Annotated in this window: 11 protein-coding genes; 9 read left to right on the plus strand and 2 right to left on the minus strand. The window is 59.7% G+C overall.

The genetic code is table 11. The annotated features are described in order from the left end of the window. Positions 1-17 precede the first annotated feature (17 nt). From IV091_RS02770 to IV091_RS02785, 4 genes are read left to right on the plus strand one after another with little or no spacing between them, the layout of a single operon-like run. Positions 18-410 (plus strand): response regulator, encoded by a 393-nt coding sequence (locus tag IV091_RS02770; RefSeq protein ID WP_293464803.1) that lies wholly within the window; start codon positions 18-20, stop codon positions 408-410. A gap of 5 nt (positions 411-415) precedes the next feature. Beyond that, positions 416-781: a response regulator gene (locus IV091_RS02775; protein WP_293464806.1), complete on the plus strand. Its 366-nt coding sequence runs from the start codon at positions 416-418 to the stop codon at positions 779-781. 21 nt (positions 782-802) lie between these two features. Beyond that, positions 803-1,333, plus strand: coding sequence for a chemotaxis protein CheW (locus IV091_RS02780; protein ID WP_293464809.1), 531 nt, complete (start codon positions 803-805; stop codon positions 1,331-1,333). A 41-nt stretch (positions 1,334-1,374) separates the two neighbouring features. Continuing rightward, on the plus strand, positions 1,375-3,669 hold the full coding sequence (locus IV091_RS02785) for a methyl-accepting chemotaxis protein (protein ID WP_293464812.1): 2,295 nt from the start codon (positions 1,375-1,377) through the stop codon (positions 3,667-3,669). A gap of 101 nt (positions 3,670-3,770) precedes the next feature. On the opposite strand, the gene IV091_RS02790 is transcribed toward IV091_RS02785, so the two are convergent. After that, positions 3,771-4,220, minus strand: a complete 450-nt coding sequence (locus IV091_RS02790; RefSeq protein WP_293464833.1) for a hypothetical protein — start codon at positions 4,218-4,220, stop codon at positions 3,771-3,773. Between IV091_RS02790 and IV091_RS02795 the strand changes: the two genes are divergently transcribed. Beyond that, complete coding sequence (locus tag IV091_RS02795; RefSeq protein WP_293464831.1) at positions 4,188-9,857, plus strand: Hpt domain-containing protein; 5,670 nt, start codon at positions 4,188-4,190, stop codon at positions 9,855-9,857. The two genes, IV091_RS02790 and IV091_RS02795, sit on opposite strands and share 33 nt — an antisense overlap. Before the next feature lie 56 nt (positions 9,858-9,913). Here IV091_RS02795 and IV091_RS02800 read toward each other — a convergent pair whose 3' ends face one another. Then, on the minus strand, positions 9,914-11,395 hold the full coding sequence (locus IV091_RS02800) for a deoxyribodipyrimidine photo-lyase (RefSeq protein ID WP_293464815.1): 1,482 nt from the start codon (positions 11,393-11,395) through the stop codon (positions 9,914-9,916). Between the two features lie 115 nt (positions 11,396-11,510). On the opposite strand from IV091_RS02800, the gene IV091_RS02805 reads away from it, so the two are divergent. From IV091_RS02805 to IV091_RS02820, 4 genes are all read left to right on the plus strand, one after another. Next, on the plus strand, positions 11,511-12,098 hold the full coding sequence (locus tag IV091_RS02805) for a YqgE/AlgH family protein (RefSeq protein ID WP_293464818.1): 588 nt from the start codon (positions 11,511-11,513) through the stop codon (positions 12,096-12,098). Positions 12,099-12,109: 11 nt separating this feature from the next. Next, a complete protein-coding gene (gene ruvX / locus IV091_RS02810; RefSeq protein ID WP_293464821.1) occupies positions 12,110-12,511 on the plus strand; it encodes a Holliday junction resolvase RuvX in 402 nt (133 codons plus the stop codon). Beyond that, entirely contained in the window at positions 12,508-13,023 is a 516-nt protein-coding gene (gene pyrR, locus IV091_RS02815) for a bifunctional pyr operon transcriptional regulator/uracil phosphoribosyltransferase PyrR (RefSeq protein ID WP_293464824.1), read from the plus strand. The genes ruvX and pyrR overlap by 4 nt, the downstream gene beginning before the upstream one ends. Positions 13,024-13,096: 73 nt before the next feature. Then, positions 13,097-14,059, plus strand: coding sequence for an aspartate carbamoyltransferase catalytic subunit (locus IV091_RS02820; RefSeq protein ID WP_293464827.1), 963 nt, complete (start codon positions 13,097-13,099; stop codon positions 14,057-14,059). The last annotated feature ends 88 nt before the right edge of the window (positions 14,060-14,147 follow it).

The following is a 14,147-nucleotide window of genomic DNA, read 5'->3' on the forward strand; positions in this document are numbered from 1 at the left end:
AATGAGGAGTAGGGCCAGTGAGCATTCCCAGTTCCGGACTCAAGGTGTTGGTTGTCGATGACAGCAACACCATCAGACGCAGCGCCGAAATATTCTTGAAGCAGGGCGGGCACGAAGTGTTGCTGGCAGACGATGGGTTTGATGCGCTGTCCAAGGTCAATGATTACTCGCCTGATCTGATTTTTTGCGACATCCTGATGCCGCGCCTGGATGGCTATCAAACCTGCGCCATCATCAAGCGCAACGCAAAGTTTGCAAACGTTCCGATTGTCATGTTGTCCTCCAAAGATGGCGTGTTCGACAAGGCGCGAGGCCGCATGGTCGGTTCGCAGGACTACCTGACCAAGCCGTTTACCAAAGACCAGTTGCTGCAGGCGGTTAACCTGCTCGGCAATACGAAACAAGGATGAGTGTGATGGCTATTAAAAAAGTTCTCGTGGTGGATGATTCAAAAACAGAATTGATGTTTTTGACCGACCTTTTGGTCAAAAACGGGTTTACCGTCAAGACGGCAGAGAATGCGGAAGACGCTTTTCGCCGCCTGGCAGAAGATAAGCCCGAGTTGATCCTGATGGACGTGGTGATGCCGGGACAAAACGGCTTTCAACTGACACGTGCCATCATCCGTGATCCGCTGTATTCCGACATTCCCATCATGATGTGCACCAGCAAAGATCAGGAAACCGATCGGGTGTGGGGTATGCGGCAGGGCGCCCGCGACTACATCACCAAGCCGGTAAATTCCGAAGAGTTGATGGCAAAAATCAAGGCCCTTGGCTGATTTGGCGCGGAAACCCCAAGCATGGCTAACAGACAAGCTCTCAGGGAGTTGCAAACCCGGTTGGCCGAAAGGCTGCAAATTGCACGAACGCAAGGCGTCGCTCCTTCCTGGCTGGCGGTAGAGGCCGGCGGCGGCAAGTACCTGTTTCCCTTGAGTCAGTCGGGCGAGATTTTCCCTTGGGTGAACGCGCAACCTGTTCCTTACACCCAGGCCTGGTTTGCGGGAGTTGCCAATTTTCGTGGTGGTCTGTTCGGAGTGATTGACCTGGCTAGCTATGTCAGTGGCGAGGCGCCCGTTCAGAAGAATGAACTTGCCCGCCCCGATGCGAGACTGGTTTCACTCAACAGCGCGCTGGAGGTGAACTGCGCCCTGGCGGTTGACAAGCTTGCTGGGCTGCGCAATCAGGAAGCCTTCAGTGATTTTTCCGAGAAAGCAGCAGGTGCACCTGAATTTTTTGGAAACCAGTATGTTGACTTCAATGGCGCGAGTTGGCAGGAAATCAATCTCCAGTTGCTTGCGCAGCAATCCCATTTTTTGACAATAGGCGCATAGCGCACCCCCCCTTGTCACCCTGATTTCCTGGAAGGCTCATGATGTCTGTTGTAGAAAATATTCAAAAGCTCTTTAAAACCAAGTCTCCCCAGCCGGTGGACAGTATGGATATGGCTTCGGTTGGCATGCCGGCCGAATCTATGTCGGGCCTTGTCGCAAACGATCCCTCCCTGAATACCGCCGGCATCCGACAGACGGATGTCGAGGGGAAAGACTTTGCTTCAGGCCGGGTGGCGAATGCTGAAGACGGCGCACAAGCTGAAGCGGCTGATCTGCTGACGCTTCCTTTGCTCGGTCGTCGAACGATCACGCAGCATCAGCGGATTTTGTTGGTCTTGCTGGCACTTGCCATGATCGTGTTGGGTACGGTGACATTTTCAGCACTTAACCAGTCGGGTAAGGTTGCCCGGCAGTTGGAGGCCACCGGTCAGTCCCTGATGCAATCGCAGCGACTGGCGAAATCTGTATCGCAGGCCTTGGTGGGTAGTCCCGCGGCGTTCCCCGATGTGCGCGAGAGTGCTGGTGTGCTGGCCAAGGCCGTGCGGGGCCTGAAGTCCGGCGAGGCGAGCTTGGGCCTGGCGCCCGTTAGTGATAACTTACAGCCTGATGTGGAGAAAGTTGCGCCGCTCGTAGATCGGGCTGAGAAAAACGCAAAAACAGTGATGGATCAGGAAGGTATCCTGACGCAGGTGGGCAGCGCCTTGCGTACTATCAATCGTCAATCATCGGATTTGCTGGAAATAGCGGAAACTGTGTCCTCCCTCAAGCTTCAGCAAAACTCCTCACCCACAGAAATTTCAGCTTCTGGTCAGCTGGTGATGTTGACGCAGCGGATCGGTAAATCAGCCAATGAGTTCCTGACCATGGAGGGCGTCAGCCCGGAGGCCGTGTTCTTGCTCGGCAAGGATTTGAACTCGTTCAAGGAAATTGCCCAAGGCCTCCAGGACGGCAGTCCTGAACTGCGACTGAGTGGCTCCAGCGACCCCCAGACCCGCGAGCGGCTGACGGCCCTGATTGCGCTCTATGAGCAAACCCGTACGCAGGCAAGTGCCATTTTGGGTAATTTGCAAGGTCTGGTCTCCGCACGCGAAGCGCAGTCCTTGATCATTGCAGACAGCGAGCCTCTGCGACGCGGCCTTGAGGAATTGCAAGAAAAGCTGTCTGCCAATTCCGGTGTGGGAACGGCAGCGCTGACCACACTTGTGCTCGCCGCCGCTTTAGCGCTGCTGTGCGCCGCCGGTCTGGCTCGTTTGCAGTTGCAAGACAGTCGTCAGCGCCAGGAGGTGTCTGAAAACCAGCGCCAGGAAGCCAAGAGCCAGGAGCAGGATGCCAAGCGTGTTAACGATGCCAATCAGGCCGCAATTTTGCGTTTGATGAACGAATTGCAGACCGTGGCGGAGGGGGACTTGACGCAGGAGGCCACCGTGACCGAGGACATTACCGGCGCGATTGCCGATTCGGTGAACTACACGGTCGAGGAATTGCGCCAGTTGGTGGGTAACGTTCAAACGACGGCGGCCCGGGTTGCCCAGACCACCGCCCAGGTGGAGGGTACCTCGACAGAGTTGTTGGCGGCTTCGACCGAGCAACTGCGCGAGATTCGTGAAACGGGCCAGTCCGTGCTCGACATGGCGTCTCGAATTAACCAGGTGTCCACACAGGCACAGGAATCTTCCCAAGTTGCACGTCAGTCGCTGACCGCTGCCGAATCGGGTCTGCAGGCGGTGCAAAACGCCATTGGCGGTATGAATTTTATCCGCGACCAGATTCAGGAGACCTCCAAGCGGATCAAGCGATTGGGCGAGTCATCGCAAGAGATTGGTGAAATTACCGAACTGATCTCCGATATTACCGAGCAGACCAACGTGCTTGCGCTCAATGCAGCCATCCAGGCCGCATCGGCCGGTGAAGCAGGGCGAGGCTTCTCTGTGGTGGCCGAAGAGGTTCAGCGTCTGGCCGAGCGCTCTGCAGATGCGACCCGCCAGATTTCTGCGCTGGTCAAAGCCATTCAGACCGACACCCAGGATGCGGTGGCTGCTATGGAACGTTCCACGCAGGGTGTGGTTGAAGGTGCCAGGCTGTCAGACAATGCAGGTACGGCGTTGACTGAAATTGACCAGGTGTCACGCCATCTTGCGGACCTGATTGAGCAGATCTCCCGGTCTGCCTCCAAGGAAGCGGTCTCTGCCAACGTGGTGGCTGACAACATCCAGCATATTTTTGCAGTGACTGAGCAGACTGGCGAAGGTACTCGCTCTACGGCGCAGCAGGTGCGGGATCTTTCCCGTATGGCTGAAGAACTGCGCCAGTCAGTCTCCCGTTTCAAAATTGCCTAATGCTTATCCGTTGTACGACGCAGTCTGCTGAGCGCTGACTGAGAGCTCCAATTTCCGATTCTCGAACCGGCTCGTTATCTATGCAATTCAACGTCCCGAATTCAACGGCTCATGAACTCGACTCCAGCGTCAATGATCTTGGCCCCCTGGCTTGGGTGCTTGACGAGCTTCGTAAATCGCTGGAGGGCGCAGCAAAGGCGCTCAAGCGTTTTGTGCGGGAGGCAGAGGCAGCGCGCGGCTCCGATCTGGCTTCGCTTGACGCCGGGCAGCTGCGAATTGCGCGCCAGCAGTTGCACCAGGCAGTGGGCGCACTGGAGATGGTCGGATTGCCAGGCCCGGCGCTGGTACTTCGGGCCATGGAGGCCGCAGTACAAAAGTTTCTGCAGCAGCCTGAACACTGCAGCCAGGATGCTGCTGCCAGGATAGAGCGGGCCAGCTTTGCACTGACGGAATACCTCGAAGGTGTGCTGGCGGGCAGGCCGGTGTATGCCGTATCCCTTTTTCCGCAATACCGTGATGTGCTGGAGTTGGTCCGCGCCGACCGGATTCACCCTGCCGACCTGTGGCCGCTGGAGTGGCGCTGGCTGGAGCCTGCGCTGGCCATGACGGCTGAACCCCTGCGTTATGACAACAGCGCAAGGGCGGTGTTGGACCAATCGGTGCTCCCGCTCATGAAAGGCAAGGCACCAGAGGCGGCGCAGAACCTCAAGTCCCTCAGCCTTGGCTTGTCCGCTGGTCAAACGGAACGCCAGCCGCGGATTTTCTGGATCATTGCGGCAGCCTATTTTGAAGCTGTTGCGCACGATCTGCTGAACCCGGACCTTTATGTGCGGCGTGCCGCATCCCGCGTTCTCATGCAATATGCGTCGCTTTCTAAAGGCGACACCGCTATCTCGGAACGCCTTGCACAGGACTTGCTATTTTTCTGTGCCCAAGCGGCTTCTGGCCCGGCCAGCGACACCCCTGTTCTGGCGGCGGTCCGCTTGACTTACGGGCTTGACCAATTCAAACCGGTTGACTACGAGTTGGTGCAGTTTGGCCGCTTCGATCCAGCCTTGCTGGCGCAGGCACGCAAGCGGATCACCTCTGCCAAGGAACTTTGGTCGTCGCTGGCGGCCGGAGACGCCAGCAAACTCAAGTCTGTGGCTGATCAATTTAACCTGGTGGCCGAATCCCTGCTCAAACTGCATCCGCCTAGCGAGCCACTGGCGCAAGCTTTGTGCCGTGCAGTGGACACCACGCTCCGCGCTGCCCAAAGCCCGCGCGTTGAGTTGGCGATGGAGGTCGCGACTTCCGTGCTTTATCTCGAAGCGGTCTTCGCTGACCTGGATCCTAATGATCTGCAACTGGCCGAGCGAACCGCCAGTCTGGCGAAGCGTCTGGAGGGCGTTCGCGTAGGCGGTGAACCACAGCCACTGGAAGCCTGGATGGAGGAGTTGTACCGCCGCGTCAGCGACAAGCAAACCATGGGCAGTGTGGTGGATGAATTGCGTGTGGGTCTGGGCGAGGTCGAAAGGTCATTGGATCTGTTTTTCCGCAGTCCGCAAGACAAGTCGGCGCTGCGTGCAGTGCCCGGGCAGTTGTCACAGATGCGTGGCGTGCTGTCGCTGCTGGGGCTGGACCAGGCCTCTCATGCGGTTTCACGCATGAAAGACAGCATTGAGCAAATGCTGGTGTCCGAAATTGACGAGGCCCAGATGCGGGCGGCTGGGACCTTTGAGCGCATCGGCGACAATCTGGGGGCGTTGAGTTTCCTGATCGATATGTTGAATTACCAGCCTGTGCTGGCGAAAAAGCTGTTTGTCTATGACGAGGAAAAAGGCGAACTCAAGCTGTTGATGGGCCGCGCAAAAAATATTGCTACGGCGACGGCTGAGACCGGGAATGGTAACTTGTTGTCACAGGAGTTTGTTTCCCTGGCAGCGCAAACGGAGGTCTCAAGCCTCGCTGAAAGTGTTAACGAGAAGCTGTACCCACTGCCCGCACCGGCTGCGCTGGAAGGCGAATTCGCCATGCTCCAGACCATCCCCGAAGCGGTCGTGGCAGTCACGGTCGACCATGATCAGGCGATCGCGGATTCCCTCCTAAGCGCATCCGTCCTGCTGGTGTCTGTTCCCGCAGCGGTCGAGCAGGTCGTCTCGCAAGACTTTGAGGAAGATGACTTGCGCGACATTTTTCTTGAGGAAGCACGCGAAGTGGTCGGAACGGGTCAGGAAGCCCTTTTGGCACTGCAAAGCGATCCCGGGGATGCGGGGCAGTTGACGGTATTGCGGCGTGCATTTCACACGCTCAAGGGAAGTGCCCGAATGGTCGGCTTGGGCGAGTTTGGCGAGGCGGCCTGGGGCCTGGAGCAGTTGCTCAACGCCTGGTTGGCGGAGCAAAAACCAGTTACTGGCGACTTCTGCGCCTTGAACAATGAGGCAATGGCCGACTTCTCACGCTGGATCGAGGCTATTTCATCGCACCTGGATGGCGGCTGGTCGGCGTCACCTTTTTGCCGCAGCGCAGAGACGATGCGTACCGAAGGGCGCTACCGCCCCCTGCGCGAGGCTGCTACTGACGGCCTGTCGGTCCTGCCTGGCACCCTTGAAGAAACCGGTGCATCCGATGCGTTTGAAGCACCGGAACTCGGGGTGGATGCAGCGGGGCAAGGCAGCGGGCACGCTGTGCTTTCTGTCGAGACGGCCTTTGAACCTGACCCTGCGGTTGATTTTGTTGTAGATGCCGGACTGGCTGCGCAGCCGCTGGGCGCGCAGGATGTTGCCGCCGACGGCGAGACGGAGGCCAACGGCTTGTTCGCATTGACCGAAGCCAGCCTTGACGGTGTGGTGGTGCCGGATCTGAAGATGGCTAACCAACCAGATACTTTCTCCGATGCCTTTGCGTCTTCGGAAATGATTGAGTTGTCGACCGCAGATTTCGACATGCATTTCCAGTCTGAACCTGTTGACCTGGCGTTTTTCCCTCCAGAGATGCCGGCTCCGAATGTATCCGAGCCCTTCGCGATGCTTGAATCGTTTGACGCCGCTCAGCCGCCCGAACTGGACGTGGCTGATCCGTCCAGCGTGCAGATGGCGATGGACGACGCACCGTTCGGCGATGTGCCCGAGTCTGAGCTGCGTGAAGACAGCCAGGAGGATGAGCAGGTTCGCTGGATTGGCAGCTTGCGCATAGGTATTCCGCTTTACAACGTTTTTCTCAATGAGGCTGACGAGTGGTCACGCCGATTGGTGGCGGAAGTGGGTGAATGGGTGATTGAAAGCCATCGACCTGTTGGTGATTCCACGGTGGCTTTGGCGCATTCCCTCGCGGGTAGCTCGGCCACTGTCGGTTTTAGTGCGCTGTCGGCGATGGCACGGGCGCTGGAGCATGCGCTCCAGAAGTCCATGGATCACAACCACCGTGACGGTGCTGCGCAATACGGACAGGTCTTTGTTGATGCAGCCGAAGATATTCGCCGCCTGCTACACCAGTTCGCCGCTGGGTTCCTCCGGCAGCCGGATGCTGACATCTTGGAGCGCCTCAATCAGCTTGAATTTTCTGATACTGCGTCGACGCCTTTGAGCGACTTCGGTGCACTTGATTTTCTGCCTGATGTTGTGCAAAGGGACGAACCCGAAGCCGGGGTCGAGACTTCGCCCGCAGCGCTGCTTGAGGCTGAAATCCTGTCTGGGGCTGTTCCGCAGGCCTATCCATCGCCAGCTGTGCTTGCCGTACCGCCCGTGCGGGAGCTTTCCTTTCCGGAGGTTGTTGGGACTGGTTTGCCCCGCGATGCAGACGATGAGATCGATGCGGTTGATGACATTGATCCGGACCTGTTCCCGATTTTTGAAGAAGAGGGCGATGAGCTGATGCCTCAACTGGGCGGAGCCCTGCGCCAGTGGTCGTCACGGCCTGACAACGAGGGGGCCAGGATGGAGGTGCTGCGTGTGCTCCACACGCTCAAGGGCAGTGCCCGTCTTGCGGGGGCCCTGCGCCTTGGCGAGATGGCCCACAGAATGGAATCCGACATCGAGAGCGTCGGGTCGGAGGCTGCACATACGCAGGCGTTCGAAGCCTTGCTGATCAGTTTTGACGCGATGCAGGCCACGTTTGAACGTCTGCGTCATGCCGATAACGTCGCAGCACTGGCGCCTGAATGGACAGGTGCGCATGCCAACGCCGAGCCGCTGACGGTTATCGTTGCGGCTTCGGAGCCGGCGCCCGGGGATCAACACGTTCAGGCCGAAGGGGGTGCGTCTCCTGAAGAGCCAGGCCGAAAACTGGCAGTTCCAGCACCCCAGGCGATGGTCATGCAGCCCTTGCGGCAAGCCGCGTCTGCCACCATACGCGTGCGATCCCATCTGCTTGAACGTATGGTCAACCAGGCTGGCGAGGTCATGATGACGCGCGGTCGCCTGCAGACAGAGATCGGTCAACTGCGCGGCTCATTGAACGACATGACGGGTAACCTGAATCGCTTGCGCCAGCAACTGCGCGACATCGAACTGCAGGCGGAATCGCAGATGCAGTCGCGTCTGGCACAGGCCAAAGAAGTTCAGGTCGGCTTTGATCCTCTGGAGTTCGACCGTTTTACCCGTGTGCAGGAATTAACCCGAATGATGGCCGAGTCGGTGAATGACGTGGCAACCGTGCAGCGCACCCTGCAGCGCACGGTAGAGGCCACGGAGGATGATCTGGTTGCCCAGGCGCGACAGACCCGTGAGTTGCAGCGGGACCTGTTGCGAACGCGTATGGTTGAGTTTGAAGGTATTTCGGAGCGGCTGTACCGCGTTGTGCGACAGGCATCCAAGGATACCGGGAAGCAGGTTCGACTCGATTTGCTGGGGGGCACCATCGAAATGGACCGCGCGACCCTGGACCGCCTGACGCCGGCTTTTGAGCATTTGCTGCGCAACTGCGTGGCCCATGGGATTGAGGGCCCGCAAGTGCGGGCGGATGCAGGAAAGGACCCTGTGGGTCTTATCACCGTCCATCTCCGCCAGATTGGCAACGACGTGTCGGTCGACTTCAGTGACGATGGCGCCGGTCTGGATTTGCATGCAATTCGTCAAAAAGCGCTGAGCTTGGGAATGGTTGCCCCCGGACAGTCGCTCAGTGACCAGGAGGCTGCCAGCCTGATTTTCACGCCTGGTTTCTCAACGGCCACGCAGATCACAGAAATCGCGGGGCGCGGCATTGGCATGGACGTCGTTCGTGCCGAGGTCAATGCGCTGGGCGGCCGGATTGAGACGTCCACCCTGCCAGGAAAAGGCACGCACATCAAACTGGTGCTGCCTCTGACCACTGCTGTCACGCAGGTGGTGATGATGCGGGCGGGCAGCCTGTCGGTTGGTGTGCCGGCCAATGTGGTGGAAACTGTCAGGCGCGTATCAACCAAGGAACTGCAGCAGGCCTACAACTCGGGGACGTTTGAAGTCGGCGGTGAGTCGATGCCGTTTTTCTGGTCGGGCGCCTTGCTGCAAGCGTCCCGACACAGCCAGGAGGTGCAGGCCAAGACCACGCCAGTTGTGATTTTTCGAAGCGCGGCGCAACGCATCGCACTCCATGTGGATGAAGTCCTGGGCACACGGGAGGTCGTGGTCAAAAACCTCGGTCCGCAGTTGTCACGTTTGCCGGGCCTGGCAGGAATGTCTGTGCTGGCGTCTGGCGCGGTCGCGCTGATCTACAACCCGGTGGCACTGGCCGCTGTGTACGGCCAGCAGGCAAGTGCCTGGAGTGCCGATCGTGCGGAGCCGCAGGTACTTGAGGCATCCAGCGGAAGGGGCGCCAGAGAGGCCGCGTTGGCGTCTGCAGCGCAGCAAGTTCCACTGATTCTCGTTGTGGACGATTCCATCACGGTCCGGCGTGTTACCCAGCGCCTGCTGCAGCGTGAAGGCTACCGTGTGGTCATGGCGGCTGACGGCTTGCAGGCGCTGGAGCGCTTGCAGGACGAGATGCCCGCGATGGTCTTGTCCGACATTGAAATGCCGCGCATGGACGGGTTTGATCTGGCGCGCAATATTCGTGCTGATGAGCGCCTGAAGCATCTGCCCATTGTCATGATTACCTCACGGATTGCTGAAAAGCACCGCGAGCATGCGAAGACCCTGGGCGTAGACCACTACCTGGGCAAGCCGTACTCCGAAGACGCCTTGATGGGCCTGGTGCGGCATTACTGCGTGACAGAAATTACTACTTTAGAGTGAAACAGGACGCCCGCCTCTGCATGGCAGGCGTTCGCAGCGATGGAAAGTATGGCGGATCAGGGGGCTGATTTTTTCACGACGGCGTAACGCTCCAATGTCCGCGCGCGCGCCTCGTCGTGCTGGACGATGGGCCTGGGGTAGTTCCCCCCAAGTTCCAGTCCGGCGGCGATCAGATCCGCTGGTTTTGCCAGCCATGGGCTGTGCAGGGCTGAATTGGGCAGTTTTTGCAGCACGGGCAGGTACTTGCGGATGAACTTTCCCTCTGCATCAAACTTTTCGCTCTGGCTGACCGGATTGAAAATACGGAAATACGGCTGTGCATCGCAGCCCGTGCTGGCGGCCCATTGCCAGCCGCCGTTGTTGGCCGACAGGTCAAAGTCATTGAGCTTTTCGGCAAAGTAACGCTCGCCCCAGCGCCAGTCAATACCCAGGTCTTTCACCAGAAAGCTGGCGGTCACCATGCGCAGGCGGTTGTGCATATAACCTGTCTGGTTGATTTGCGCCATGGCCGCATCCACGAGCGGGTAGCCGGTTTGACCCGCGCACCAGGCCTGAAAATGCGCCTGGGCCTGGGCGCCCTGTTCCCAGGCAATCGCGTCGTAGTCGGGCTTGAAGGCGCTGCTGGCGGCGTGCGGGAAATTGCTCAGAATCTGGGCATAAAAATCCCGCCAGATCAACTCGCTGAGCCAGGTCGCTGCGCCCTCGCTGCCGTTTTTTTGCGCCTCCAGCGCGATGGCGGCCATCTGCCTGATCGACACCGTGCCAAAGCGCAAATGCACGCCAAGGTAGCTCGGCCCTTTGAGCGCCGGAAAGTCGCGCGTGTCCTTGTAGTGCGCCATGCGGCTCACAAAATCGTCGAAAAGTGCAGTGCCGCCGGCGCTGCCAGTGGGGATTTTTAGCGTCGACAGGTTGGTGGCCTCGAATCCCAGGGATGCCAGCGTCGGCACGCCAACCGCTTCGCTTGCGGGTGGCTCGGTCAGCGCTGCTGCATATGGCGCAACTGGGTAGGGCTGGAGGTAAAAGGCATCGACTTTTTTAAGCCAGGCGTTTTTGTAGGGCGTGAAGACGGTGTAGGGCTTGCCGGCCAGCGTCAGCACCTCGCTGCGCTCGAAAATGACATGGTCCTTGAAACTGTGCAGCGCCACGCCAGCGCCCTCCAGTGTGGCGCGCACGCGGGCGTCGCGCGCCAGTGACTGGGGTTCGTCATCATGGTTATAAAACACGGCATCGGCCGACAGCCTGGCTGCCAACGCGGGCAGCGCACTGATGGCATGGTCGTGGCGCACCAGCAGGCCGCCCCGGGCTTGGCCAGTGTCCGGGGTGATCTGCTGCAGTTGCCGGTTCAGGTCGACCAGCGATTCCCGTATGAATTCCACGCGTCGGTCAGCGCGGGGCAGGGGCGCCAGAATGTCCCGGTCAAAAATGAATATGCAAAATACCCGGCGGCAGGATTTCAGTGCGTGGTGCAGCGCGGCATTGTCTTGCACCCGCAAATCCCGTCTGAACCACATCAGGCCGGTCTCGTATTGTTTTTTCATGGCACGGATGGTAACGAAAAATACCCTGCGCGGCGTTGGGCATGCTTTCAGGGTGTGACGGGCCGGGATGGCCGCGGCTGCGCGGGCGCAGGCCCGGTACGCGTAAAATCCCGGCATGGCCACGGACCCCTCACAGCTCAACCTGACGCACCACTTTCTCATCGCCATGCCTGGCCTTGAAGACGAGGCCTTCGCCAAAAGCGTGATCTATATGTGCGAGCACAGCGAGCGGGGCGCCCTGGGCCTGGTCATCAACAAGCCCAGCGATATCACCCTGAAAAATCTGTTCGAAAAGGTTGAGCTCCCTCTGCATCGCAGCGACCTGACTGATGCGCCCGTGTTCCATGGCGGCCCGGTGCAAACCGAGCGCGGCTTTGTTCTGCACGAATCCATGATGCCCGGCGTCGAAGCGGTCTACGCTTCCACCATGGCCATCCCGGGTGGCCTGGAAATGACCACCTCCAAGGACGTGCTGGAGGCCCTGTCCACCGGGGCGGGCCCGCGCCGGGTGTTTGTATCCCTGGGCTATTCGGCCTGGGGCGAAGGTCAGCTGGAATCGGAAATATCGGACAACAGCTGGCTCACAGTCCCCGCCGATCTGGCGGTTATTTTTGACACCCCGGTGGAGCAGCGCTACGACAAGGCCCTGATGCTGCTGGGCCTGCAAAGCTGGCTGCTGTCGCCAGTGGCGGGCCACGCGTGAGTCTGGCGGGCATGCCGGCGCCGGCCGCCGGGCTTCAAACCTTTCTGGCGTTTGATTTTGGTGTCAAGCGCACGGGCGTGGCCAGCGGCAATGTACTGACCCGTACCGCGTCGCCGCAAGCCACCATTGCGGCCCAGGGCGCGGCACGCTTTCCCGCGATTCAAGCCCGTATCAAGGAATGGCAGCCCGATGCGCTGGTGGTCGGCATTCCGTTTCATCCCGATGGCGCGAGTCACGACAATACCCGGCGCGCGCAGCAATTTGCCCGCCAGCTGCGTGGACGTTTTGGCCTGCAGGTGTTTGAAGTCGACGAGCGCTACAGCACAACCGAAGCCCTGGCCAGCGGCGCCTGGGACGCTGACGCGGCGTCAGCCTGCATCATTCTGGAACAATTTTTAAGGAGTCTTCCATGAGTAGCCTGACCCTGGACGCCGAGGCGCTTTACAACGAATTGCTGCGCAACATGCGGCTGCTAGTGGGCGCTTACGCCACGCCGCCGCATCTGGTGGGTGTTGCCTCTGGCGGTGAATGGCTGGCGCAGCGCCTGCAACAGGATCTGGGTCTGGTGGGCGAGGTCGGCGTGCTGTCGTCTTCGATGCACCGCGACGATTTTTCCCAGCGCGGGCTGGCCTCCAGCGGAAAAACGTCGCTGCCGTTTGATGTCAACGGCGCCCACCTGATCGTGGTCGACGATGTGCTCTACACCGGCCGCACGATCCGGGCGGTGCTCAATGAGCTGTTTGACTACGGACGGCCTGCCAGCGTCAAGCTGGCCGTGTTGGTCGATCGGGGCGGGCGCGAACTGCCGGTCCAGGCCGATGTGGCCGTGGCCCGCGTGGCCTTGCCCGCGTCACAGACGCTGGAACTGGCCCGTGCACCAGACGGCCGGCTCAGCTTTCGGGTCCAGGCCGCCGAGGTCAGGTAGCCTTGCAGTACAGGTCGTCACAGCGACAAATTCAGATAAAAATTAGAGCCTAAGCGCAAGAGGAACCCCAAGCGTGTTGTACCGACGAAACCCACAACTCAATAAAAACGGTGAACTGATCCATTTGCTGTCCACGGAAGGCCTGCCCAAGGCCATCTTGACGCAGATTCTGGACGCCGCCGCCAACTTTGTGTCAGTCAGCCACCGGGAGGTCAAGAAAGTCCCGCTGCTGCGCGGTAAAAGCGTTTTCAATTTATTTTTTGAAAACTCCACCCGCACCCGCACGACATTTGAAATCGCCGCCAAGCGCCTGTCGGCCGACGTCATCAACCTCGACATCGCGCGCTCATCGGCCGCCAAGGGCGAGTCACTGCTGGACACCATTGCCAACCTGAGCGCCATGGCCGCCGACCTGTTTGTGGTGCGCCATAGCGAATCCGGTGCGCCCTACCTGATCGCCCAGCATGTGGCGCCGCATGTGCACGTCATCAATGCCGGCGACGGGCGGCACGCGCACCCGACGCAGGGTTTGCTCGACATGTACACCATTCGGCACTACAAAAAAGACTTCAGCAACCTGACCGTCGCCATTGTGGGCGACGTGCTGCATTCACGCGTGGCCCGCTCCGACATCCACGCGCTGACCACGCTGGGCTGCCCCGAGGTGCGCGTGGTCGGCCCCAAGACCCTGGTGCCCGCCGATATGGCGCAAATGGGGGTGCGCGTCTGCAACACGCTGGAAGAAGGCATCAAGGACGCCGATGTCGTGATCATGCTCAGGCTGCAAAACGAGCGCATGAGCGGTGCGCTGCTGCCCAGCAGCCAGGAGTTTTTCAAGAGCTTTGGCCTGACCAACGACAAGCTGCAACTGGCCAGGCCGGACGCCATCGTCATGCACCCCGGCCCCATCAACCGGGGGGTGGAAATCGATTCGGCGGTGGTCGATGGCGTGCAGAGCGTCATCTTGCCGCAGGTCACGTTTGGCATCGCTGTGCGCATGGCGGTCATGAGCATCGTTTCTGGAAATGAACCATGAATGTGGCCCCCACGCTCCCCACTGCGTGTGGTTCGCTGCCCCCCGAGGGGGCCGCTGCGCCTGCGGCCCGGCAAAGCCGGTTCCGCGG

The organism is Polaromonas sp. (assembly GCF_018780625.1).
In the GTDB taxonomy this organism is placed as follows: domain Bacteria; phylum Pseudomonadota; class Gammaproteobacteria; order Burkholderiales; family Burkholderiaceae_C; genus Polaromonas.